We start from the raw sequence: 24849 nt of genomic DNA on the forward strand, positions 1-24849 counted from the left end.
GTTTTCCCCTCACACCCATTGTAATCGGCGCCCCCACCGCACATGGTTAAGCCACCGTAACAACGCCACAATAAGGCGTCAAAGTTTAGCTGCGAAAAAGGTTACCTATGACGACATTTCCTAAATCCGTTTGCGTCTATTGCGGGTCTCGCGATGGCGTTACACCCGCATACGCTGAGGCCGCAAAGGAGACCGGCGAAATGCTGGTCAAAAATGGCTGGCGACTGGTCTACGGCGCAGGAGATGTCGGACTGATGGGGCGCGTCGCCAATGCGGTCCAAGACGCAGGCGGTAACACATTCGGGGTTATCCCAACGCACCTCATGGATTGGGAAGTCGGCAAGCGCGACCTTGATAGTTTTGTCATCACCGAAACCATGCACGAACGCAAAAAGGTGATGTTCATGAACGCTGACGCTGTGGTCGTTCTACCCGGCGGGGCCGGATCACTGGACGAATTCTTTGAGGCGCTTACTTGGCGACAACTCAAACTCCACGCGAAACCAATCGTGCTGTTAAATATAGACGGGTTTTGGGACCCTCTTTGGACATTGCTAGAACATGTCGTAAAGCAAGGCTTTGCCGGCGACGACATCCTATCTTATGTGTCGATTGTACCCGACGTGGCATCGCTAGAGGCGACGCTGAAAGACGCACTTTAAGCAACTAGGGAACCGCATGGCATATTTTATCTTGGGTGGTCAGTGGACTGATGAAGAGAGAGGCAAATACGCGGATCAGCTTGATTTGGTGTATTTCGAAGAACTCGATGGCGATACTAATTTTGTCGAGCTGGTTGATAGAACACAAGATGAGGGACGGCGGATAACGGCCGGGAGCGTTAATGCTGGTCGCCCATTGAAGCCAGATCATATCCCGACAAAGCTCGAACGTAAGCCATGTAGCCTGGAAGAACTGCCACTTCTGGACGTTGAAACATTTGATGGTGCCAACCTCCTCGTGTCGCAGGCATTCAAAGACCTTCTTGAAGAGTTGGAACCTGACGTACACCAATTTTGGCCAATGGAAATCTATATCAAAGGCGAGATGGTTGGCCTGCGTTATTGGTTCATTGCATGCCACCGGATTGCTGCGCTGAGCAAAGAGCACTGCTCCCCAAAGCTAGACAAGTATGGATATTGGGAAGCCAGCAAATTTGGACACACAGAAAACGACCGCGTTGTTTTTTCACGTGACTCCATCGGTGACCGTCATGCCTGGGTCGATAAGATGTATGGGGATCGACTGTTTTCTGATGAGTTTGGTGATCGGTTGAAAAAGCTTAATTTGACTGGCGTCGAGTTGTCTAAGATTGAAGAGGCATCTGATATCCAGAGCAAGCCCACAGAACCACGTTTTCCATGGCTTTCTGCAAAGTATTGGTTTGGAAAGTAGAGTTAACCAAGCGCAGCCAACTTACGCGCCGCCCTATCCTGCCGGAGTGCTGTCACCGAGTACAATATCACCGCTGCCCATATCATCGGAAATGCGATCATGTGCACGGTGCCGAATGGCTCTGCAAAGATCAGCACGGCGACCAGAAACTGGAGTGTGGGATTCAGGTAGAACACGATCCCCGTCGTCGCCATCGCAACGCGGCGCGCACCGTAGGCAAACATGATCAGCGGGATCGAAGTGATCGGACCTGCACAAATCAGCAAGAGCGTATCGCGCAAATTGGCTCCAAATATACCACCCGATGCGGGCTGGAACCCTTGGAAACCTGCAAAATGGACGCCAACCAACCAAACCACGGCCAAAGGGGTCACCAATGCTACCTCGCCCGCGACGGTCAAGATTGGCCCGGCGTCGATCCCCTTTTTGATGACACCATAAATCGCAAAGGTAATCGCAAGCGCCAGGGCAACCAGCGGCACGATCTGCAAGCCGACGGTCAACACCACAACAGCAGCCAAAACCAGCAGAATCGCGATCCATTTGATTCGGCTTAGTTTTTCACCGAATACGACTCGCCCAAGCAGGATCGCCAGTAGCGGGTAGATGTAATAGCCGATGCTTGCTTCGGTCGAGCGGTCAATCTGGGTCGAGAGAATAAAGATGAACCAATTCGCCGAAATCATCACTGACGCTGCAATCATGAGCATCGGCTGAGACTTGACCACCTGCCACATGGCAGCCAAACGGCGCTGCACCAACAGGATCGCCGCAAACATCACAAATGACCAAAGCGCGCGATGCGATAACACCTCGAGCGGCGGCACATGCGCCAGCGCCTTGTAATAGATTGGGGATAGCCCCCAAACGACACAGGTCGCGATGATCGCGACGATCCCTTTGGCAGGGTCGGTCACGCGGCTAGCTCGGGCATCAGTTGGTTAAACCGCGCTAGGCTGATGTTCGACCCACAGGCGATGATACCCACGTGTTTCCCAGCAAGTTCTTGGCGTAAAGGACCAATCATTGCCGCCAAAGAGGACGCGCAAGCAGGCTCTGCCATGATGCGGAGTTTCCGCAAATAGTGCTCCATCGCTTTGCGCATTTGGTCATCGTCAACGTGAACGATTTTTTCAACGTATTGCTTGGCGATGCCAAACGAATAAGGCAATGCATAGGGCGCGCTAAGGCTATCGGCGATGGTATTCACCCCATCAAGCGTCACGGGCCTATCCGCCGCAAAGCTGCGATACATGCTGTCCGCACCTGTTGGTTCGACACCAATTACGGTCGCCTCTGGCTTTAGCTGTTTGATCGCGCAGGCCATCCCGCTGATGAGACCACCACCCCCGACCGGCACGATAAATGTATCCAGATAAGGCGCCTGACGGAGATATTCAGCGCCACAAGTCGCAGCGCCCAACGTCATATGCGCGCCCTCAAACGGGTGCATAAGGGTACGTCCTGCTTCGGCCTCTGAATTCATTGCGGCAAACGCAGCGGCCATATCGTCGAACAGGGCGACCTTTGCGCCAAGAGCCTCGCAACCAGCGATACGTGCGGGATCGACCGCGCGTGGCATACAAATCAGTGCATCGACCCCGGCAGCCTGCGCCGCCCATGATACAGCCAAGGCATGATTGCCACCGCTTGCGGCGACAACACCCGCAGCGCGCTGGTCCGCGTTTAACTGCTGTATCCCCAGATAGGCACCACGCGCCTTAAAGGACCCAGATTGTTGGAACAATTCAAGCTTGACCGTCGCACTAGCGCAGTCTGGCAATATGCCGTCCCAACGCTGAGATGTCAGCGGCAGAACGGGAGTTTCGATAGCGGCCCCGTGCAATTGCTCGGCGGCCGCGTTTATTGCGGATAAATTTGGAACGGACATTTCTAGCCTTGAATGTAGACCAGTGAGGTGTTTCACGCAGTGCCAGTATTGTCCAGACTTGCAGTCCAAAACACATGTCTTTTCACTAGTTTGTCAAACCGACCCGCCAGATTATGATCCGCCACGTCCAGGCATACGCGACCGCATCAATTCACCTACGTCAACATCTGCACCTTGCCCCTGCATCAAGTTGTTTCCACTTTCGGCGATACGTGCCTTTTGAATGACAGCAGCTCCTGCGCATTGCAGGCTGAACGCCCAAACCGATATCAACACTGCTATGGCAATATAGATGAACGTATTAACCGATGCCTCAATATCGCGACCAAGAACCAGATTATGTGTCGCCTCAAAAGTTTCGGTAAACACATTTATGAATCCCAGATACTCTTGCGCCTCGCCAACGATGGGCATCACCCCTAGCGGGATCACGCAACTCAGCACAGATAGGGCAATCATGGTCGGCAGCTTTGCCCCGAACCCATCAAAATTAGACAGGCGCACTTTGCCCACCTGATCTGCTGTCAAAAAAGAAGCAATCGCAGGAAGTAACGCAGAACGAATTAGCAAAACACTCAAGCCGATCAAAATTGTCGGTATTGCAATGTCCCGTCGATAGATAAGATCAGCAAAAGCAGCCGTCGGGTCAAGAACACGATCTTTGTCCTGTGGTAACCCAAGATGCGCCAGATCACCCGCCAAAGCCAGGGTGCCAGTTATGACGATAAAGGCAACACCCGAGATGGCCAGCCAATCTACAAATCCATATCCAATAACAGTTTTAATGGCGCGTTCCTTTTTGACAGGAACGTCCAAACAGCGCAGACCGATTTTCACCCCAACAAAAAACGGATGCATGGTGATAAACCACGAAACAAGTACACCGATGACAGTAGAACATAGCATCGCCAAAAGGGAAACGAACAAAGACGGACCAAGCAAAGCGATGGTCACCCCAAACAGCAAAAATTGAAGTGTTATGTATAAGACAGCCAATAGCGGCAAAATAAAAAGTAAGCGAATAAAAATACGAAAAGACAGACCCAATGATTGAATGACGATCAAATTAACCTCTTATTTTTGTTATAACTGTTATAAAATATAGGAACCACTCGACCGCATTGAAGCACAACCAAACCGGGAAAATTAATCTCAACTTCCCCCTTCCTTTTCACAACAAATAAAAAAAACCCACCGCGCAAAACGCGATGGGCTTTGTCTTAGGCTGGGGCCAGATTACAGGCGGCCAGCGACGTTTTCCCAGTTGACCAGGTTATCAAGGAAGTTGGTCAAATATGCAGGGCGTTTGTTACGGAAGTCGATGTAGTAGGAGTGCTCCCATACGTCGCAACCAAGCAGTGCAGTTTGACCAAAGCAGAGCGGGTTCACACCGTTTTCTGTCTTAGTCACTTTCAGAGCGCCGTCAGTGTCTTTGACAAGCCAAGCCCAGCCAGAACCGAACTGACCTGCGCCCGCTGCGCTGAATTGTGTTTTGAATTCTTCGACAGAACCAAAGCTTTCAACCAGTGCTTTTTCCAGTTCGCCCGGGATGCCTGTGTCGTTTGGACCCATCATTTCCCAGAACTGGTTGTGATTCCATAGCTGAGAGATGTTGTTAAAGATGCCGTTTTGCGCAACCGCAGTTTTATCGTAGGTACCGACGATGATTTCCTCAAGCGTCTTGCCTTCCCACTCTGTCCCGGCGATGGCGGCGTTGCCGTTCGTCACATAAGCGTTGTGGTGCAGATCGTGGTGGTATTCCAGCGTTTCGGCGGACATGCCTTTTGCAGCAAGTGCGTCATGTGCATATGGAAGATCAGGGAGTGTAAAAGCCATTGTCTTAACTTTCTGTGTTGAGGACAGGATGCACGATACATCTCACATGGCAGCGCAAGGTCAAGACCTAGCAGTGAATGAACCGATGGTTCACATGCTGCTGTTCATATTTGCACAACCAATGGGCATGCGTCGCCCTGCCCTCAAATGGGTTAAAAATGACCGACGGGGCCTGCTTGGGCCGATGCCTCAAGCAATCCAAAGGTGTACTCCGCCACAGAGCGAAAGCAGATAACCTCAAATGTATCTGCGTCACGCATCCAAAACGCTGCGGCGACCTGCCCTAGATGGCTACGGCGAAAATCTCCGGGACCAAATACATCAGGATGCAAATCAACCGGTGCGAGCTTCGCGATCACGTCACGTGCATAGCTACCTTCGACCAAAATGAGCGCCCGCGCGTCCGAGACATTCTCGGCCAGGAAGTGCTTTTTCTTGAGGTTCTTATTGATCAGCTCAAGCGCTGCTTCCACCTCGGCATAGGGCACAAGGATGAGCATTTCGTCAGGGGACATCCAGCAAAGCCCCTTGTCGCCAACGCAATTCGCATGCCCCGGCATCGGAAAATCAACACCAGACAAACCTGTGCATACCGATTTGACCTTACTATCAGCAAGATCCGCGCGCAGGGTGATCATCCCGCGCAGACCGTCTTCGCGAATAGTGACTTCGCCCGGGGCCACTTTGCCGTTCAATGCGCTCACTGCATTAGACATCCTGCTTTTCCCCTTCTTTGTCGTAGAACACCGGATCAACGATTTTTGCGGCGATTGTTGTGCCATCGACCTTGTTGAATTCGATTACCTCGCCCATGCGATCAGGGCCCTTATGGACCAATCCCATTGCAATGCCTTTATCAAGCGTGGGTGAATAATAGGTCGAGGTCACGCGCCCTTGGGTATTGCCCTGACCATTGTCATTCGTGCCATCGGCAATCGCATAGGCCCCGTCGGGCAAGACCGACCCATCGAGCGTTTCAAGGCCAACCAGTTTCCACCGATTTGGGTCCGCCATATGGCTGCGCGTATGCGCGCGCTTGCCAATGTAGTCTTCTTTCTTTTTGGATAGCGCCCATTGCAGGTTCAAATCCTGTGGGATCACCGTCCCATCAGTTTCATCCCCAATCATGATAAAGCCCTTTTCGGCCCGCATTATGTGCAACGCCTCAGTGCCATAGGGCATCACGCCATATTCCTCACCAGCCTCTAGCAATGCGTCCCAGAACGCCGCACCTTGACCGGCAGGCACTGCAACCTCGTAAGATAATTCGCCCGAGAAACTGATCCGGAAAACCCGTGCGTCAAATGCGCCGATCTTGCCGGCCTTCCATTGCATGAATGGTAGCGCCTCTGCTGACAGGTCCATATCGCCACCCAGCTTGCGCAGTAGTTTGCGTGCCTTGGGACCCACAACAGCGATCTGCGCATATTGCTCGGTCACATTGGCCACATAGACCTGCATGTCCCACCATTCGCACTGAAGCCAGTCTTCCATATGGGCGTGTATGCGTTCTGCGCCGCCAGTCGTCGTGTGGCAGAGCCACGTGTTGTCGTCCATCCGCACGACCACACCGTCATCCATTAAGAACCCATTTTCCGAGCACATCAGCCCATAGCGACATTTCCCGACGGGTAGCGTGGACATCATGTTTGTATACATCAGGTCCAAGAATTTGCCCGCATCTGGACCTTTGACGACCAGTTTACCCAAAGTGGATGCGTCAAGCAGGCCGACATTCTCGCGGGCGTTTCTGACCTCGCGGTTTACAGCATCATGGACCGTTTCACCGCCACGGACATAGGCGTAGGGCCTACGCCATTGTCCGACAGGTTCATTATCGGCCCCGTTCGCGTTGGCCCAATCCGAGACGGGCGTTTTGCGAATTGGCTGGAATAATGCATCGCGTGCGACACCGGTAATCGCGCCCATCGAAATCGGCGTATAAGGCGGGCGGAATGTTGTCGTTCCAACGTTCGGAATTTCATCATTCAAAGACTGAGACAAGATCGCAAGACCGTTGATATTGCTTAACTTTCCTTGATCAGTCGCCATACCCAAAGTGGTGTAACGTTTGGCGTGTTCGACGCTTTCAAAACCTTCGCGCGCAGCGAGCTGTACATCCGAAACTTTGACGTCATTCTGGAAATCCAACCACGCTTTGGAGCGCAGCGCATGTTTCGCCCCCTGCGGCATCAACCAGACCGAAGAAATCGGTCCCTCTTCGGCATCTTCGCCAATCGGTGCCTGACCGCCACGTTTGACATGACCAGCAGCTTTGGCAGCGGAACGGCCAGCGGCCCAACCATCGGCCACGACCTCTGCCGTGAACAAATGGCCATTCGCCACACCCGCCGTCGCGACAAATGCCGCGCCATCGGCGCCAAGCGGCGGGTTTTCGTGATCGGGTCGGAACATGACCTGCTCAGCATCCCAAACCAGCTTGCCACCACAGTGTGACCACAGATGCACAACTGGGGACCAACCGCCAGACATCGCAACGCAATCGCATTCGATCTCTTCGAGAACGGCACCCTCTCCTGCTTGGGCGCAGATCCCGACCGATTTCACGCGCTTGCCGCCCTTGACCTTGGCAATGCCCTTGCCAAATTCAATGCGAATATCAAGCGCGCGCGCGGCATCAATCAATGGGCCTTGGGCTGTCGGGCGTGCATCAATGATTGCAGGAATATCAAGTCCCGCCTGCTTTAACGTAATCGCTGTGCGGTAGGCATCGTCATTGTTGGTCACAACAACTGTGCGATCCCCCAACGATACCCCGTAGTTTACCGCATAATCACGGACCGCCGCGCTTAGAACGACACCGGGAATATCGTTACCAGCAAAGGAAAGCGGGCGTTCAATCGCGCCTGTCGCGGTGACAACTTGTTTGGCACGGACGCGCCACAGGCGATGACGCGGGCCTTCATCCTTTGGCGCGTGATCAGTAAGCCGTTCATAGGCCAAGACATAGCCATGGTCATAGACACCCGCCCCCATGCAGCGCAGTCGAAGGTCGACATTCTGCATATTTTCAAGTGCTTGAATGGTGTTATTCACCCATTCTTCGGCAGCTATGCCATCAATTGTGGGCGTATCGACCATCGCACGTCCACCCCAAGAATTGCCTTGCTCGATCAGCAAAACGCGGGCACCGCGTTCACCTGCTGCCTGCGCGGCAGCAAGACCCGCAATGCCGCCGCCAACGACCAGCACATCGACATGGGCGTGGTAGTGTTCGTAGGTACTGGTGTCGCGATCTTTCGGTGCTTTGCCCAATCCAGCGGACTGGCGGATAAATGGCTCGTAAACATGTTTCCAAAACGCACGAGGATACATGAACATCTTGTAGTAAAAGCCAGCAGGCAAAAAGCGCGAGAACGCGGTGTTGATCGCGCCCACATCGAACTCAAGGCTGGGCCAGTGATTTTGCGAAGTCGCAGTTAGCCCGTCGAAAATCTCGGTCGTTGTGGCACGTTGGTTCGGCTCAAACTGCCCCCCTTCGCCAAGGTTGACAAGCGCATTGGGTTCTTCTGCGCCAGCCCCTACAACCCCACGCGGACGGTGATATTTGAAAGACCGCCCCATAAGCATCTGGTCATTTGCCAAAAGCGCAGAGGCAAGCGTATCGCCCTCAAAGCCGCTCAGGTTCTTGCCATTAAAGCGAAATGATACGGCTCTGCTTTTGTTGATTAAACGGCCCTTACCGGCGAGACGGGTGCTCATTCTTTATCTCCCCACGACCAACCGGGACGCGCGTCCGCGATTTTGTCTTTGATATCTTGTGGTGGTTCCAGCGTCTGGGCTGGATATGTGCCGAACACCTGAAGCGTGGCGGTACACCGCGCAGCGTGGAACCATTTCCCGCAGCCATAGACGTGGCGCCAACGTTCAAAGTGCACACCTTTTGGGTTTGCGCGCAAAAACAGGTAATCTTCAAAATCTTCGTCCGATGACCCCGGCCCTTCGCGCTTTAGGTGCGCTTGGCCGCCTGCGTGCAAGTCTGTTTCATCGGCGTCAACGCCGCAATATGGGCAATGCAAGATCAGCATGGGGTCACCTTTGGGTTCGTCTGTGACAACGCGCAAAAGGCGAACACACGCATGTGCCCGCCTTTCACGACTTGGGAAGAAGTATGAGAGGAGTAGTTAGAAAGTGCCTGCCTCAGAAGAGACAGGCGCGCCGTCAAGCGTAGACACTGAGATAGGCACCAATGGTGCAGGACCGTGGGGAGCGGCCTGCGCAGAGGCTTGTCCCATCGCAAATATGACGGCAAGGATCGCAGCAAATGCAACACCAACCCCGAAGAAGAAGGAGACCCCGCTTCGGTTCCGTTGAGGCTTTTTCGTGAAATCAAGCATGTCGCATCTCCTTGCTGTGATGCGTCTACTTTGCTGATCCCACAAGCCAATGGAAGATAAGCGAAATTCCCCGCAGGGATTTGGCTATTCACAGCCGAATCCGCAACCTCAGGTAGGCCGAAAGCCGCCACCGCGCTCGGCCCGGCGGTCACGATTTCGCTATGATGCTGTCCAACAGAACAGATATCACCCTTGTGTTTCATCAGTGCGCCACCCCTGCGGCGACGCTTTCGTCGATGAATTTCCCCTCACGGAAACGGTACATGCTGAATTCATCGGTCAATGGAGACTGGCCCTTGGCCATCAGCTCTGCCATCGCCCAACCAGAACCGGGGATCGCTTTGAACCCGCCAGTCCCCCAACCGCAGTTCACAAAGACGCCCTCAACAGGTGTCTTGGACAGAATCGGCGAACGGTCCCCCGTCACATCGACAATACCGCCCCATTGGCGGAGCATCTTGAGCCGCGAAATCATCGGGAATGTCTCAACCAGGGCACGCACGGTTTCCTCAATGTGGTGGAACGACCCGCGCTGCGTATAGTTATTAAATCCGTCGGTGCCGCCACCGATGACCATCTCGCCCTTATCAGATTGTGACATGTAGCCATGCACGGTGTTGGCCATGACAACCACATCCATACAAGGTTTAATCGGCTCAGAAACCAAGGCCTGAAGTGCAACCGATTCAATCGGCAACCGGAAACCTGCCTTTTGCGCCAGCACGCTTGCGTGACCCGCCACGACCATCCCGAGCTTATCGCAATCAATCGGCCCCTTACTGGTGTCAACGCCGACAACTTTGCCGTTTTCTTGGCGGACACCTGTGACCTCGCATTTTTGGATCACATCCATACCCATATCGGAACAGGCACGCGCGTAGCCCCATGCAACGGCGTCATGCCGCGCCGTGCCGCCGCGTTCTTGGTACAGCCCACCCAGAACGGGATAGCGCGGACCGTCGATATTCATAATGGGGCACAGCTCTTTGACGCGCTGTGGACCGATCCATTCTGTTTTCACCCCCTGCAAGGCATTCGCCTGTGCAGTGCGCTGATATCCACGTATCTCATGCTGCGTTTGGGCAAGCATAATCACACCACGTGGGCTGAACATGACGTTGTAGTTCAAGTCCTGCGACATCGTTTCGTAGAGACTACGCGCCTTTTCATAGATCGCGGCCGAAGGATCTTGCAGATAATTGGAACGAATAATCGTTGTGTTACGCCCGGTGTTCCCGCCGCCTAACCAACCTTTTTCCAAGATCGCGACATTGGTGATCCCAAAATTCTTACCAAGGTAATAGGCCGTCGCCAGACCGTGCCCACCTGCACCGACGATAATCACATCGTATTTCATTTTGGGTTCGCGCTTGGCCCAGGCCCGGTCCCAACCGGTGTGCTGGCGCATAGCTTCGCGGGCGATGGCAAAGGCGGAATAACGTTTCATGCGATCATCGATTCCCTATAGTTCTTGGCAGGTCTGCTGCATCCTATCTGGACGCTTCGCCGTGCCAAGTGGATACTGTCTGCGGCGTCTGGCCGACAATTTACGACATAGGGCATTTTGACCGCAATGCCACGTCGTCGCATCCCCCTTTCCAGTCGAGGTTCTGGCAGGTATGTCATCTGCACTCTGATAGGTGGGACCTTATGCTCTTTTGGCTGATATGCGCTGTTTTGACGCTTGGCGTTGCGGGAATTCTGGCCGCCCCCATGATGCGTTCGCATCAAGATAGCGGCGACAATCCGGATATTGCGGTCTACAAGGCACAGCTAGACGAGATCGCGCGCGACCTCGAACGGGGTGTTCTGCCTGAACAAGAGGCGGAACGCGCACGCGCAGAAATCGCGCGTCGCCTGATCGCCGCGAACAAAAGCGTTTCTGAAAGCCGGACCTCAAACGGGATTAAACCAGCTTTCGCCTACGGCATTGTGGCGATTATGGGCATTGCTGCATTTGGGCTATATTGGAGTATCGGCGCCCCTGGCTACGGCGACCTGCCACTGAATGCTCGGCTTAGCGCGAGCGATGCGATGCGCGAAAACCGCCCCTCACAATCCGAACTCGAGGCAGCAGCGCCTGCGCCCGCCCCAGTTGAGGCACCACAAGAATATTTAGATGCGATTGCGCAGCTCCGCATCATTGCCCCGACACGCCCCGATGACCCAGAAGCATGGTCGCGCCTCGCGTTTCACGAGGCTGAACTGCGCCAATATGCAGCCGCCGCACGCGCCCAAGAACAGCTCATCGAAATCTTAGGACAATCCGCAACCCTCGCCGACCAAGAACGGCTCGTTGATCTGCAAGTCGCTGCTGCCAATGGATTTATTTCACCCCAAGCCGAAGAGGTAATCCGTCGAATTTTGGGCCAAGACGAGAACAATGTGGCGGGCCGCTATTATTTAGGTGCCCTGTACAACCAAACGGATCGCCCGGATTTGGCCTATCGGCTTTGGCGTGACATCGCCGAGAATGGTGATCCTCAGAATTTCCATGTTGCCTCGGCCCGTGGACAAATCGAAGACGCGGCATATCGCGCTGGCATCGATTATGTGCTGTCTGAAATTCGCGGCCCGTCCCTTGCGGATATCGAAAACGCCCAAGAGCTGACGGAAGATGAGCGACAGGAGATGATCCAAGGGATGGTTACCCGCCTATCGGACCGGCTCGCAAGCGAAGGCGGCCCCGTCACCGATTGGGTCCGTTTGATCCGGGCCTATGCCGTGCTAGGCGACACCCAATCTGCCCGCGGTATTTTGGCCGAGGCGCGGGATCTGTTTGGGGCAAACGCAAGTGCCGTTGAACTGCTGGACGATACCGCGAACGCGTTAGGATTTGACCAATGATACTTGAAACCCCCGAAGAATTCGTCGCTGCGATCCCGAATTTCGGTGCGCTCGCCGGGCTTGATCTGGGTACAGCCACGATTGGCGTTGCAATTTCCGATGTTATGCGCGGTGTTGCCACGCCGCTTGAAACCATCAAACGCAAGAAATTTGGCGTGGATGCTGCGAAGCTACTTGAGATCACAACAGCGCGTGACGTCAAAGGAATTGTGCTGGGGCTACCCATGAATATGGACGGCACCGAAGGACCGCGCTGTCAGGCGACCCGCGCCTTTGCACGCAACCTAGAAAAATTGACCCCGCTGCCTATCACGTTCTGGGACGAGCGCCTGTCTACCGTCGCCGCCGAGCGCGCCCTGCTGGAGGCAGATACATCGCGCAAACGCCGAAGCGAGGTGATTGACCATGTGGCGGCGGGCTATATCTTGCAGGGGCTGCTAGACCGGCTTGGCCATCTTAGGACCGCAACGTGAGCAATTCTGACAACACAGACGACATCTGGGCGCGGAACGAAATCGAAAGCCCCTGTGTCAAAATCTGTGTCATTCATCCGCAAAGCAGGCTGTGCACGGGTTGCCTGCGCACGATCGACGAAATCGGAGCATGGTCATCGCTGTCTGCTGAGGCACGTCGCGACATCATCGCGCAACTCCCCGGTCGTCAAAGCCAAATCAGCAAACGCCGCGGCGGACGCGCTGCCCGGTTGCAGCGTGACTAGTCACCCAGCTGCTGACGCGGAAAGACAAAGCATCGGTCACGCCGGAACATAAGCCACAGCGCGGTGCCGGATTTGGGCAGAAATACCGATGGGACCGTGGCTTTTAAGACGGACCCGTCGTGCTCCATCTTGAATTCGATCAAACTAGAGGCTCCAACAAAACGCGCCCGGATCACTGTTGCCTTTGCAGGTGTTCCATCTTCTGCGGTTGGATGCGGCCCGACGCCGCCGCGGTCAAAGTCGATTTTTAGATGCTGTGGGCGGATCACAATATCCACATCAGTTCCATCTGGCACACCCGGCGCAAGAAAATCACCAAAAGGGGTTTGTGTTAGCGCGCCTTCAACAGTGCCTGATATCACGTTGATATCGCTGAAAAATGCTGCTGCCTTCCGATCAACAGGCGCATTGTAGATATTGTAGGGTGCGCCCTGCTGAACAATCTTACCGTCGCGCAACAGCGCAATCTCATCCGCCATGCGCATCGCCTCACCAGGCTCATGCGTGACAAGCAATACCGCCGTTCCTTCGTCTTTGAGCACCTCAAGCGTTTCGTCGCGAATGTCATCACGAAGCCGATCATCCAGCCCAGAAAAAGGTTCATCCATCAGCATAATCCGTGGTCGAGGAGCCAGGGCACGCGCGAGGGCAACGCGCTGTTGCTCTCCTCCGGATAACTGGTGCGGATACTCGTCAATAAAGCGTAGCATACCGACCTTTTTCAGCAGTTCCTCCACACGTGTTCGGGCATCGCGCCCTTTGGGCAAACCAAAGGCGACATTTTCCCCGACGCTCAGGTGCGGAAACAAGGCAAAGTCTTGGAACATCAGACCAATTGACCGCCCCTCTGGGGGCACCCGATGTACGGTGTCGCAAATGAGCTGCCCATCGACATGAATGGTGCCGCTGTCTTGCATTTCGACGCCAGCAATAATGCGCAGTGTCGTCGACTTTCCACAACCCGACGGACCCAATAGGCAGGTCACCTGCCCCGGCATCACTGTCAGGCTCACATCATCCACGACTTGACGGCCGTCAAACTTTTTGACGATGTTTTTGATCTCAAGACGGGGGGCTGACATGCGTGGGTTTTATCCCTGACTGAAACGATTGGTTTTCCAGCACCTAGCAAGCAAAGCCATGCAGAGCAAGCTTAGCGCAAATGAAATTCGACACTGTGAATTACACGGCCATTGATCTGACAATGCAAGCAATGAACACCCGGATGCAGGGTAAAGGTCGTTGCGTCACCTTTGAACTTGTGCCGTTTGGTGATTGTGACCGGCTTTCCCGCCTTTAGTTCTAATTGTTTGCACTTAAAAACTTTTGTCGATGTGCCCCCGGAAGGTTTTGCAAAATCAATGCGGTAATCCACGATTACCGGGGCATCATGATCGCATTTAATTTCCATAGAAATTTCTGCATCCCCGCCAATTTCGACCTCGTTAGGCGTGATCGCGAAATGTGTCAGATGGATTGCCACATCGGGCCGATATCCAAGATGCAGCATTGCATTGGGATCGCCCGCCTTGATCAATCCCCGCAATGCGTGCTTGCGCATCCAATCCAGTTCTTTGGGGACTTGTGCCCTCTGGCTTTGCCATGCTTCCAATCTGCCGATAACAGCTGTGCCATCGGATTTCGTGATATCATTCAAATGGTTCGCGACGGAGCGCGTGACAAATCGGGTCGGATCTGCGTGCAATTGATCGAGTAAAGGCAGGGTTTGATCAGGGGTGAGCCCCACTTTGGTGCCCCACGGCAGTTTCGGTCGTGTACCTTCGGAAACGAGACGCCGCACATGATAGTTCTCATGCAGCACCCAATCCTGCATCCGTTCAAGCGTCTGATCCTCAAAGCTGTTTAAAAACGCGCGAATTGAGAACTCCATCGAAAACCGCTGTGTTAACTGCTCAAGCAGCGAAAGGCTTTGATCGACATGTGCATGAAGCCCGTGGGTTTCGACATAGACACCCAGCGGGGCATAGATGAAATGCCCAAAATCATCGTCAGATTTCGTTGGGTCAAGCGGTGGCGGTAGCGCTGAGCTTATCGCTTGCGCTGCCGCGTCAAATTCATGAGGCAAATAGCCCGCCAGAACCTCGGCGATCCAATTGATCCGCGCCTTGAGTTCGAGCGGGGCAAGCCCAGCCATCACATCATCAACAAAAGGCTGGGCGTCAAATACACCCGCATCGTCAAAATGCCGCCCCAGCACGGTAACTGTTTCGGCATTAAAAAGATGATCTTTCAAGCTGAACCCTTGCGCCATTAGATTGTCGCGTTAATTGCGCCCCCATCAACGACAAGGTTCTGACCGACGATAAAGCCAGCGTGCTGCGAACATAGGAACGCACAAGCCGCGCCAAATTCAGCCGCCGTGCCATAGCGCCGCGCCGGGATGGTTGCCTCGCGCTGGGCTTTGGCAGAGGCGATATCAATGCCCTGCGCTTTTGATACGCCCGCATCAAGGCTCGCTGCGCGATCAGTATCGTGAATACCGGGCAACAGGTTGTTAATGTTCACGCCGTGCTGTGCCACTTGGCGCGATGTGCCAGCCACATAGCCCGTTAGGCCCGCGCGTGCCGAATTCGACAATCCCAACTGCGGAATCGGTGCTTTGACAGAACCCGAAGTGATGTTGACGACGCGACCCCAACCTCGGTCAATCATGCCTGGCATGAGCGCCTTCATCAGTGCGATCGGCGCCAGCATATTCGCATCAAGTGCGGCGATAAAATCATCCCGATCCCAATCTGACCAAACGCCCGGAGGCGGACCGCCAGCGTTGTTGACCAAAATATCGACCTCGCCCGCCGCCTTGAGCAATGCAGCGCGCCCTTCGGCAGTTGCGACATCTGCGGCGACTGTGGTGACAGAAACACCGTATTTGCTGCGAATCTCGGCTGCTGTTGCCTCGAGAGCCTCTGCGCCGCGCGCATTCAGCACGAGATCAACGCCCGCCTCGGCCAATGCCTCTGCGCAACCACGCCCCAAACCTTTTGACGATGCGCAAACCAATGCGCGCTTTCCCTTGATGCCTAGATCCATGGGTATCCTCCGCTAATGACTTGTTTGCTCTTATCATTGCGCCAGACTGGGGTCTATTCCCTTCCACTAAGGACGGGTGTAGCAATGATTTTATGAATGAGCACTTACTAAGCGTCGAAGTCTACAAAGCAGAAGATTTTGTTGCCACCGATGGGGTACGTGTCGGTGAGCCGCTCTCTTTTGCGGATGAACTGGCAATGGATGACCTCTACCAGTTGGCCAGCAACGCGCAGACCTCAGAAATTGCGCTTAAGGATGATGGCAATCGGTTGTTTCGCGCGGATTCGCCTGATCATCTGGTCCATCTTGATTGCAGCATTTCGCTGACTGCCCCAGACGGCACCACACAAGACGCGCTAATCTTAGTCGAGGTCGAAGGCGATCTTATCGTTGGGATATACCTACTGCCGTTGGGCGATTTTGCCCCTGCCAAAGATTACCGCCTCATTGGCGTTGAACGGCATACCGCCACGACGCAATTTGCCCAAGCCGCAGTCGGTTCATTCGCGCGCGGCACCCATATCACCATGGGCGATGGCCGAATGCGCCCGATTGAAGATCTCGAAGCGGGTGATCTGGTGCTAACCCGTGACAGCGGCAAACAACCCATCAAAATGATTGGTCAATGCACTTTGCGCGCCACAGGCCGTTTTGCCCCGGTCGTGATTACCAAAGGCACGCTGCACAATGAAAACGACCTTATCGTTCGCCCCGATCACCGCCTACTGGTTTACCAACGCCAAGATTTTATCGGTGCAGGTCGCGCAGAAGTCTTGATCAAGGCGCGGCATTTAATCGACAACACAACCGTCCTTCGCCGAAAAGGCGGTTTTATCGATTATTTCCAACTGATCTTTGACGAACATTACCTCATCTTTGCCGAAGGTATCGCGGCTGAATCGCACCTTGTCGATCCACGCAGCCGATCCGTCTTCGATGGTTTAGGCAAAACGAAAAACCACAAACCGCGCCAACATCAGAGCTATGAAATTCAGGGCGATCTGATCCAGAGTGATAACGCAGCAAAGCTGCTGCGCCGTGCCACATCTGGATAGGATCAGTCAGCGGCTTCAGCGATCACGATCAATGTACCGCCCGTGGTTTGTCCGTCATAATTAAGCCCAGCATCATAGTCAGCAGCGACAATCCCGCCCACAGGGTCACCGACAAAATCCCCTGTCATTGTCCCCTCCAACTCCAAGGCATGCGACGAATGGCTAAGCGCCCCATCGTAGTCGAGCGTCAAGCTGCCCTCATCGGAACGCCCGGTCATCGACAGCACCCCATCATAGTCGACGATGGCCCCCTCTGGGGATGTGCCGAAAAACTGATCCATGGAACCGTCCGCTGTGCCTGTCGCGAAATCGACCGATAGAACAGCATCGCCATAGAGCACCAAATGCGCACCAGAGGTTTCAGCACGCAATGTTGCGAACCCGCTAAAATTCATCGTGCCGCTGTCGGGCACCGCGCTGGCGGGTGAGACATCCATCCCCGCTTCCCCGTCATCGCCCAGAATATGCGATTGCAGTGTGCCATATGCGGCCAGCCTTGCAATCCTAGGGTCGGCAGGCTGTGGTTCCGGTTCAGTTTCATCACCACCACCTCCGCCGCCACCGCAGGCAGCGAAGATCAGTGTCACGAGCACAATCAAAACAGTTCTCAGCATATCCTGAGGATTAACGGCAAAATCCAAACCAACCGTTAAGCGCGCAATGGATTGCCCTTTGTTCAGCAAACGCATAAAGGATCGAGCATGACAAATCGCCCTGAACTGCCCGCTGAAATTGCACGTCGCCGCACCTTTGCGATTATTTCGCACCCGGATGCAGGTAAGACGACACTGACCGAAAAATTCCTTTTGTATGGTGGCGCCATTCAGATGGCGGGACAGGTCCGCGCAAAGGGCGAAGCGCGCCGGACACGGTCTGACTTTATGCAGATGGAAAAGGACCGGGGTATCTCGGTTTCAGCCTCGGCGATGTCGTTCGACTATGACAAGTATCGCTTTAATCTGGTCGATACGCCCGGTCACTCTGACTTTTCAGAGGACACCTATCGCACGCTGACTGCGGTTGATGCGGCTGTCATGGTGATTGACGGCGCGAAGGGCGTTGAAAGTCAAACCCAAAAACTATTCGAAGTCTGCCGCCTGCGCGACCTGCCGATCTTGACATTTTGTAACAAAATGGACCGCGAAAGCCGCGATACATTTGAGATTATTGACGAAATTCAAGAAAACCTAGCGATTGACGTCACGCCGGCCTCTTGGCCGATCGGCGTGGGACGCGAATTTATCGGCTGCTATGATATCTTGCGGGATCGGCTTGAATTGATGGATCGCGCCGACCGTAACAAGGTCGCCGAGAGCATTTCAATCAACGGTCTGGATGACCCGAAATTGGCGGAACATGTCCCCGCGCATTTGCTTGAGAAATTCCTCGAGGAAATCGAGATGGCCACCGAATTGTTGCCGACGCTTGATCCAGAAAGCGTGCTGAATGGATCAATGACACCGATCTGGTTCGGATCCGCGATGAACTCATTCGGGGTTAAGGAACTGATGAACGGGCTCGCCAATTATGGCCCCGAACCCCAAGTCCAAACAGCCGAGCCCCGCAGCATTGCCCCCGAAGAAACCAAGGTCACTGGCTTTGTCTTTAAGGTGCAGGCGAATATGGACCCAAAGCACCGCGACCGCGTTGCGTTTGTGCGCATGGCGTCGGGGCACTTTAAACGTGGCATGAAGCTGACCCACGTGCGAACCAAAAAGCCGATGGCGATCAGCAACCCAGTGCTGTTTTTGGCGTCCGACCGTGAACTCGCCGAAGAGGCATGGGCTGGCGATATCATCGGTATCCCTAACCACGGCCAATTACGGATCGGCGATACGCTGACCGAAGGTGAACAAATCCGCGTCTCGGGTATTCCGTCCTTTGCGCCTGAATTGCTGCAATCGTGCCGCGCAGGCGACCCGATGAAGGCCAAGCACCTCGAAAAGGCATTGATGCAATTTGCCGAAGAAGGCGCCGCCAAAGTGTTCAAGCCGACATTTGGTTCCGGTTTTATCGTTGGGGTTGTTGGGGCGCTTCAGTTTGAGGTTCTCGCGAGCCGGATTGAACTCGAATACGGGTTGCCCGTTCGGTTCGAAGGATCGCAGTTTACCTCTGCCCGATGGGTCAAAGGCAACAAGGATGCCGTTGAGAAATTTGCCGCGGCAAACAAACAGCACATCGCGACGGACAACGACGGTGATACAGTCTTTCTCACACGTTTGCAGTGGGACATCGATCGGGTCGGTCGCGACTACCCAGACGTCGAGCTAACGGCAACGAAGGAAATGATGGTCTAAGCTTGTACTGATACCCGCAGGCTTAAACACACACGGTCTTGGTCACTATTCTTAGGTGTGAACCAGAACCACACACGTTTCTTACCAATACAACGAAGGTCCATTCTTGATTGAGCGGATCGCCCACCATTGGGCAACTGAATTTGATTGGGTGATCATCGGTGCGAATGATGTCACGGATGGATCCAACATCTAGATCCGACGTTTGCACACGAAATCCCCCTGCTTGCGGACACTTCATGAGCAATGTCAGCAGGTTTTGCAAAATTATTTGGACGCAGCGGCGGCAACAGCGCCCATAAACCCTACCATATAGGTGGATTGCTTGACGCTAAGAGCTATTTTCGCTATCGCCTCGGTGATCATGACGATCAATTGCGGTTGGGCGCACAGGTTAGAAAGCGTCCTAAAAACATGCGGACCGATTCCGCAATAAGGATGCGAATGACCAAGTTTAGCGATTTGAACCTTGATGCCAAGGTTCTCAAAGCAGTTGCCGAAACCGGCTATGAAACGCCCACCCCGATCCAAGCAGGTGCTATTCCTCCCGCTCTTGAAGGGCGCGATGTGTTGGGAATTGCGCAGACAGGCACAGGTAAGACTGCCAGCTTTACCCTGCCAATGATCACCCTTTTGGGGCGCGGTCGTGCACGGGCGCGGATGCCGCGGTCACTGGTGCTGGCGCCAACCCGCGAATTGGCGGCTCAGGTTGCAGAGAACTTTGATGACTACGCAAAGTACACCAAGCTGACCAAAGCATTGTTGATCGGCGGGACGTCATTCAAGGACCAAGACAAACTGATCGACAAAGGTGTCGATGTTCTGATTGCAACGCCGGGGCGGCTCTTGGATCACCTCGAGCGCGGAAAACTCATCTTGACGGACGTTAAGGTCATGGTCGTCGATGAAGCAGACCGCATGCTTGATATGGGGTTCATTCCCGATATCGAAGAAATCTTTAAACGCACGCCCTTTACGCGTCAGACGCTGTTCTTCTCGGCCACAATGGCACCCGAGATTGAGCGGATCACAAATACATTCCTATCAAACCCTGCCAAGGTCGAAATTGCCCGTGCGGCCACGACCAACACCAACATCAAACAAGGTGTGGTGATGTTCGCAGGCTCCGAAAAGCGCAAAGAACCCTCGCAAAAACGGGCTCTCTTGCGTGCTTTGATTGATCAAGAAGGCGACAGCTGCTCTAACGCGATTATCTTTTGCAATCGCAAGTCTGACGTCGACATCGTATCGAAATCATTGAACAAATACGGCTACAACGCGGCACCTATCCATGGTGATCTGGATCAAGCGCACCGGATGCGGACCCTCGACAAATACCGCGATGGAGATCTGAAATTCCTCGTGGCATCTGATGTCGCGGCGCGGGGGTTGGATATCCCATCGGTCAGCCACGTCTTTAACTTTGATGTCCCCAGCAACGCCGAGGACTATGTCCACCGCATTGGCCGGACAGGTCGCGCCGGCCGCACCGGCACCGCGATCATGATCTGCATTCCGCGCGATGAAAAGAACCTTGCCGATGTTGAGGCACTGGTCAAAGAAGACATTCCACGCGTTGAAATCCCTGAAAAGGCGCGGGTCGATCAGCCGACGCCAAAAACAGACGAAGACGACAAACCAAAACGTAGTCGCAGCCGTTCGCGTAAAAAGCCGGAAGACAAGCCGCAAGACGCGCCTGAGAGCAAATCGGAAGAGAAACCCAAATCCGATAAACCGCGTAACACACGCAACCGCAATCGCCGCAATGATCCGGAAGTCATCGGAATGGGTGACGACACGCCAGCATTCATTGCTTTAAGCTTTGCAGAGCGAGTGAAGGGCTAATTAAGAAACCCAGCAAGAAAGTAAATTGCGACCAACAACACAACGATACCGGTGTTCGTCTTGTAGAATGGCTTGCGCTTTGACATCCCAGTTCTGTCTGTTTCTGAGCCTTTTTTGTTGCTAGCTTCGTTTCCTAAATCTAAAATTTCCACGGACAGGTATATGCGCGGATGCAATTCATCTGGTTCTTTGGTGGTTACCCGAAGAGAGGCACCGCTACTACCGAGAACGACCTGACCGTCGAGAGGTAATTCTTCGCCTGATGAAAGTGAGTGAATAAAGTCATTTACGATTCTAATGACCTTGGGCAACGCGAACGGCGTCTCCTTTACTAAAACGTGATGGCCTACAATGTGCTCGGAGCCGTAGGCATGAAAACCAATCCATTGGCGCCCCTCCTCATCGACTCCGTTTGTGAACAAATTCGGATGTACTTGCAGGCTCATGGCTTTCTGTTTGTCACTTAAGTCGATTTGGTCAGGCAAAAAGAACTGATCAGATTGGCACCAATGGATTAGGTCAGGGCGCTCCATGCGAGTTAGCTCATTTACGACTATGGCAGCCACAGCAAGCCAAACCACGAATTCCGATATGGTTGGCACCTTATGATGCCCCAATACGTCGGCAGTGATCTCTTGCAACTCAGAAGGCATTCCTTCACGATCAATGTTCGGCGCTAAGATATTGTCATCGCCCACCGTCACAAAGATATTTTTCTTGTGCCCTGCGACCAGCTTCTTAGCATCTGGCTGAGCTAATGCCGTAAAGGGAGACGAAAGCCCGCTCTGGAAACCATCTTGGGATAAGGGCGCATTGTTTTGTGATACTTTGACGACAACTCCACCGACGTCAATTACTCCAAAACTCCCATCCTGATGCATCCCTAAAAGAACATTCGCCTTATTCCCAAGCACCGCTTTCAACCGCTCAACAAGTCGCTGATACGCGAACGGGGCATAGTTTTGATACAAGAGGGCTACATCGATCCGGTTTGGGCGGACTGGTTGCATCGTTACAATTCACTTCTCGTTAATGTTCCGATCACAGCTACCAATGAAAAAGGACCAAACTTTGACAGTTTGATCCTTTCGAACATTCATTTCGATTTGATTTCATTAACCTAATCGGCTGACGATCACTGTGACTTCTGGCTTCTTGCCGATCTCACCTTGGGCGGAGCGGCGGGCGATCGTGCGGAGTTCTTTTTCCAATTTGTCATCATCGCGTAGTGTCTTTGCCTCGGCGCGATTGACGAATTGTGTTAGGTCTTCTTCGACGACTTCAACCAGTGCAGCATTAGAGCGCCCTGTTTCAGGTAGCCCGTTGATTTCCACCCAAGGATCGCCCAGAGGCTCATCATTTTCATCGATGATAAGCGTCACAATTAGATGGCCGTTCAGGGCCATGCGGATACGATTGCGCACCACCCCGTCCAACGCGCCGATTTGCACGCTCCCGTCCAGATAGGTTCGCCCAGTTTCAATGTAATCGGCGACCTTAGGCGCGGTACTGGTCAGATCAATCATCATCCCATTCACTGCCACGATCCCGGTTAGGCCCGCGTTATTGCCGACTTTGACATGTTCGCGCAGGTGACGGTGTTCGCCGTGCATTGGGATCAGCATCTCAGGCTTTACAATCTGATGCATGATTTCCAAATCGGGGCGGTTGGCATGCCCTGACACGTGATACTTGCCGCCTGCATCATCAACCACATCTACCCCAAGTTCAGAGAGTTGGTTCATGATGCGAATGACGCCCCGCTCGTTTCCGGGGATGGTTTTGGACGAGAACAGGAATGTATCCCCTTCCTTAAGCTTGAGCCCCAAATAGGACCCCTGCGCCAATTGGGCAGATGCTGCGCGGCGTTCCCCTTGGGAACCAGTGACCAGCAGCATCACGTTCTCACGTGGCATGTTCAACGCATCCTCAGGCGATACAACGCTCGGAAAGCCAGTCAAAATGCCCACTTCTGTCGCGGCTTCGACCATACGACGCATAGCACGGCCCAACAAGACAACGGATCGCCCGCTCTTTTCTGCTGCGATGGCGAGCGTTTTCAAACGCGCGATGTTCGAGGCAAAGGTCGTCGCAACCACCATGCCTGACGCTTCGGACATCATTTCTGCGATAGCGTCGCCAATCGTCGCCTCGGAACGGCCGGGCGCATGGGAAAAGATATTGGTGCTGTCGCAAACCAACGCCTTGACCCCATCCTTTGACACCTCTTCCCAGAGAGCGGCATTCCAAGGGTCGCCAACCACAGGTGTTTCATCAATCTTAAAGTCACCAGTGTGCAAGACCCGCCCCTGAGGCGTATCGATCATCAGTCCGGCGCTTTCGGGAATTGAGTGGCTAATGGGAAGATAAGACACCTGAAACGGACCGCAGTCGATCACATGGGGATAAATATCAACGACCTTCACGACGCTTTCAGGTAGCCCGTGCTCCGCCAATTTGCGCCGCGCGATATTCGCTGTGAATGGACGGGCGAACACTGGCGCACCAAGCTGTTCCCAGTAGTGACCAATCGCGCCGATGTGGTCCTCGTGTGCATGGGTAATGAATATCCCATCGATCTGCGCTTTGCGCTCTTTGAGCCACGCAATATCGGGCAGGATCAAATCAACACCCGGTGTCCCATCCATGTCTGGAAAGGTCACGCCCAGATCGACGACAATCAGCCTTTCTTTGCCCGGAGCGCCATAGCCATAAACATAGGCGTTCATGCCGATTTCACCGGCGCCACCAAGAGGCAGATAGATCAGGCGGTCGGTCATGTGTTTTCCTTATTGTGTTTATGGATGACGGTCAGGCCGTGCATCGTCAGGTCGTCTTCGAAGGCGTCGAACAGGTTTTCGGCCTGTTGAAACAAGGGCGCAAGGCCCCCGGTCGAAATCACCGACATTGGAACGCCACGTTCTGCTTTGATCCGCGCGCATATCTCACGAACCAAGCCGATGTAACCCCAAAACACCCCGGATTGCATGCATGCCACAGTATTTGTCCCGACAACGCGCTGCGGTTTCGAAATATCGACATGTGGCAGGGCAGCTGCTGCATTATGCAGCGCCTCGAGGCTTAGATTGACGCCCGGAGCAATCACCCCACCCACATAGGCCCCATCCACATCCACAACATCAAAGGTCGTCGCTGTGCCAAAATCCACAACGATGAGATTACCACCATGCCGATCATAGGCCCCTGCCGCATTGACCACCCGGTCAGGACCCACTTGGGTGCCCTGATCGACACGCGGCGGCTGTGGCAGGGCACAATCGGGTTTGCCAACGACCAAAGGGCGACAGCCAAAATAGCGGTCTGCAAGAACCCGCAGGTTAAACACCACGCGCGGTACAGTTGAACTGATGATGACCTCATTAATGGCGACATCGATGCCTTGAAACTTCATCAGGGTCGACAGCCAAACATAGTATTGGTCCGCTGTGCGCTGCCATTCGGTGCTGGTACGCCAAGTTGCAATAAAGCTTTCCCCATCCCAAATTGAGAAAACGGTATTGGTGTTACCACAGTCAATTGCCAAAAGCATGAAGCG

Annotated in this window: 24 protein-coding genes; 8 read left to right on the top strand and 16 right to left on the bottom strand. The window is 53.9% G+C overall.

Features of this window, described 5'->3' with window-relative positions; genetic code table 11:
- The first annotated feature begins 107 nt into the window (after window positions 1-107).
- Together TW80_RS06125 and TW80_RS06130 are read left to right on the top strand one after the other, a co-directional pair.
- Complete coding sequence (locus TW80_RS06125) at window positions 108-662, top strand: LOG family protein (RefSeq protein ID WP_084625721.1); 555 nt, start codon at window positions 108-110, stop codon at window positions 660-662.
- A gap of 16 nt (window positions 663-678) precedes the next feature.
- A complete protein-coding gene (locus tag TW80_RS06130; protein ID WP_045996394.1) occupies window positions 679-1395 on the top strand; it encodes an imm11 family protein in 717 nt (238 codons plus the stop codon).
- Window positions 1396-1397: 2 nt separating this feature from the next.
- Here the strand turns inward: TW80_RS06130 and rarD are convergent, their stop codons facing one another.
- From rarD to TW80_RS06175, 9 genes are all read right to left on the bottom strand, one after another.
- Window positions 1398-2312, bottom strand: coding sequence for an EamA family transporter RarD (gene rarD, locus TW80_RS06135; RefSeq protein WP_045996395.1), 915 nt, complete (start codon window positions 2310-2312; stop codon window positions 1398-1400).
- Window positions 2309-3286, bottom strand: a complete 978-nt coding sequence (locus TW80_RS06140; RefSeq protein WP_045996396.1) for a threonine ammonia-lyase — start codon at window positions 3284-3286, stop codon at window positions 2309-2311. The genes rarD and TW80_RS06140 overlap by 4 nt, the downstream gene beginning before the upstream one ends.
- Before the next feature lie 111 nt (window positions 3287-3397).
- Window positions 3398-4351, bottom strand: coding sequence for a hypothetical protein (locus TW80_RS06145; protein ID WP_045996397.1), 954 nt, complete (start codon window positions 4349-4351; stop codon window positions 3398-3400).
- A 171-nt stretch (window positions 4352-4522) separates the two neighbouring features.
- On the bottom strand, window positions 4523-5122 hold the full coding sequence (locus tag TW80_RS06150; RefSeq protein ID WP_045996398.1) for a superoxide dismutase: 600 nt from the start codon (window positions 5120-5122) through the stop codon (window positions 4523-4525).
- Window positions 5123-5274: 152 nt separating this feature from the next.
- The gene (locus tag TW80_RS06155; RefSeq protein WP_045996399.1) at window positions 5275-5838 is read right to left on the bottom strand and encodes a sarcosine oxidase subunit gamma; all 564 of its coding nucleotides are present in this window, start codon (window positions 5836-5838) and stop codon (window positions 5275-5277) included.
- Window positions 5831-8845 carry a sarcosine oxidase subunit alpha family protein gene (locus TW80_RS06160; protein ID WP_045996400.1) on the bottom strand — a complete coding sequence of 1005 codons (3015 nt, stop codon included), beginning with the start codon at window positions 8843-8845 and terminating at the stop codon, window positions 5831-5833. The genes TW80_RS06155 and TW80_RS06160 overlap by 8 nt, the downstream gene beginning before the upstream one ends.
- Window positions 8842-9171: a sarcosine oxidase subunit delta gene (locus tag TW80_RS06165; protein WP_045997054.1), complete on the bottom strand. Its 330-nt coding sequence runs from the start codon at window positions 9169-9171 to the stop codon at window positions 8842-8844. The genes TW80_RS06160 and TW80_RS06165 overlap by 4 nt, the downstream gene beginning before the upstream one ends.
- Before the next feature lie 96 nt (window positions 9172-9267).
- Complete coding sequence (locus tag TW80_RS06170) at window positions 9268-9480, bottom strand: hypothetical protein (protein ID WP_045996401.1); 213 nt, start codon at window positions 9478-9480, stop codon at window positions 9268-9270.
- Window positions 9481-9682: 202 nt separating this feature from the next.
- On the bottom strand, window positions 9683-10927 hold the full coding sequence (locus tag TW80_RS06175; protein WP_045996402.1) for a sarcosine oxidase subunit beta family protein: 1245 nt from the start codon (window positions 10925-10927) through the stop codon (window positions 9683-9685).
- A 203-nt stretch (window positions 10928-11130) separates the two neighbouring features.
- Between TW80_RS06175 and ccmI the strand changes: the two genes are divergently transcribed.
- From ccmI to TW80_RS06190, 3 genes are read left to right on the top strand one after another with little or no spacing between them, the layout of a single operon-like run.
- A complete protein-coding gene (gene ccmI, locus TW80_RS06180) occupies window positions 11131-12327 on the top strand; it encodes a c-type cytochrome biogenesis protein CcmI (protein ID WP_045996403.1) in 1197 nt (398 codons plus the stop codon).
- Window positions 12324-12800, top strand: coding sequence for a Holliday junction resolvase RuvX (gene ruvX / locus TW80_RS06185; RefSeq protein WP_045996404.1), 477 nt, complete (start codon window positions 12324-12326; stop codon window positions 12798-12800). The genes ccmI and ruvX overlap by 4 nt, the downstream gene beginning before the upstream one ends.
- Window positions 12797-13045 carry a DUF1289 domain-containing protein gene (locus TW80_RS06190; RefSeq protein WP_045996405.1) on the top strand — a complete coding sequence of 83 codons (249 nt, stop codon included), beginning with the start codon at window positions 12797-12799 and terminating at the stop codon, window positions 13043-13045. The genes ruvX and TW80_RS06190 overlap by 4 nt, the downstream gene beginning before the upstream one ends.
- Here the strand turns inward: TW80_RS06190 and TW80_RS06195 are convergent.
- The 3 genes from TW80_RS06195 to TW80_RS06205 all read right to left on the bottom strand — a co-directional run bounded on the left by TW80_RS06195 (window position 13042) and on the right by TW80_RS06205 (window position 16096).
- Window positions 13042-14127 carry an ABC transporter ATP-binding protein gene (locus TW80_RS06195; RefSeq protein WP_045996406.1) on the bottom strand — a complete coding sequence of 362 codons (1086 nt, stop codon included), beginning with the start codon at window positions 14125-14127 and terminating at the stop codon, window positions 13042-13044. The genes TW80_RS06190 and TW80_RS06195 overlap by 4 nt on opposite strands.
- A 71-nt stretch (window positions 14128-14198) precedes the next feature.
- A complete protein-coding gene (locus TW80_RS06200; protein WP_342585889.1) occupies window positions 14199-15299 on the bottom strand; it encodes a hypothetical protein in 1101 nt (366 codons plus the stop codon).
- A gap of 17 nt (window positions 15300-15316) precedes the next feature.
- Window positions 15317-16096 carry an SDR family oxidoreductase gene (locus tag TW80_RS06205; RefSeq protein WP_045996408.1) on the bottom strand — a complete coding sequence of 260 codons (780 nt, stop codon included), beginning with the start codon at window positions 16094-16096 and terminating at the stop codon, window positions 15317-15319.
- Window positions 16097-16188: 92 nt separating this feature from the next.
- On the opposite strand from TW80_RS06205, the gene TW80_RS06210 reads away from it, so the two are divergent.
- Window positions 16189-17151 carry a Hint domain-containing protein gene (locus TW80_RS06210; protein ID WP_045996409.1) on the top strand — a complete coding sequence of 321 codons (963 nt, stop codon included), beginning with the start codon at window positions 16189-16191 and terminating at the stop codon, window positions 17149-17151.
- 2 nt (window positions 17152-17153) lie between these two features.
- Here the strand turns inward: TW80_RS06210 and TW80_RS06215 are convergent, their stop codons facing one another.
- A complete protein-coding gene (locus tag TW80_RS06215; RefSeq protein ID WP_045996410.1) occupies window positions 17154-17840 on the bottom strand; it encodes a hypothetical protein in 687 nt (228 codons plus the stop codon).
- Window positions 17841-17852: 12 nt separating this feature from the next.
- On the opposite strand from TW80_RS06215, the gene TW80_RS06220 reads away from it, so the two are divergent.
- Together TW80_RS06220 and TW80_RS06225 are read left to right on the top strand one after the other, a co-directional pair.
- Complete coding sequence (locus tag TW80_RS06220; RefSeq protein WP_045996411.1) at window positions 17853-19448, top strand: peptide chain release factor 3; 1596 nt, start codon at window positions 17853-17855, stop codon at window positions 19446-19448.
- A gap of 444 nt (window positions 19449-19892) precedes the next feature.
- On the top strand, window positions 19893-21293 hold the full coding sequence (locus TW80_RS06225; RefSeq protein ID WP_045997055.1) for a DEAD/DEAH box helicase: 1401 nt from the start codon (window positions 19893-19895) through the stop codon (window positions 21291-21293).
- Here TW80_RS06225 and TW80_RS06230 read toward each other — a convergent pair.
- From TW80_RS06230 to TW80_RS06240, 3 genes are all read right to left on the bottom strand, one after another.
- Entirely contained in the window at window positions 21290-22303 is a 1014-nt protein-coding gene (locus tag TW80_RS06230; RefSeq protein WP_045996412.1) for a hypothetical protein, read from the bottom strand. The genes TW80_RS06225 and TW80_RS06230 overlap by 4 nt on opposite strands.
- Before the next feature lie 105 nt (window positions 22304-22408).
- Window positions 22409-24073, bottom strand: coding sequence for a ribonuclease J (locus TW80_RS06235; protein WP_045996413.1), 1665 nt, complete (start codon window positions 24071-24073; stop codon window positions 22409-22411).
- On the bottom strand, window positions 24070-24843 hold the full coding sequence (locus TW80_RS06240; protein ID WP_045996414.1) for a type III pantothenate kinase: 774 nt from the start codon (window positions 24841-24843) through the stop codon (window positions 24070-24072). The genes TW80_RS06235 and TW80_RS06240 overlap by 4 nt, the downstream gene beginning before the upstream one ends.
- Window positions 24844-24849 lie beyond the last annotated feature (6 nt).

This window comes from Loktanella sp. S4079, from assembly GCF_000967725.1.
Classification (GTDB): domain Bacteria; phylum Pseudomonadota; class Alphaproteobacteria; order Rhodobacterales; family Rhodobacteraceae; genus Yoonia.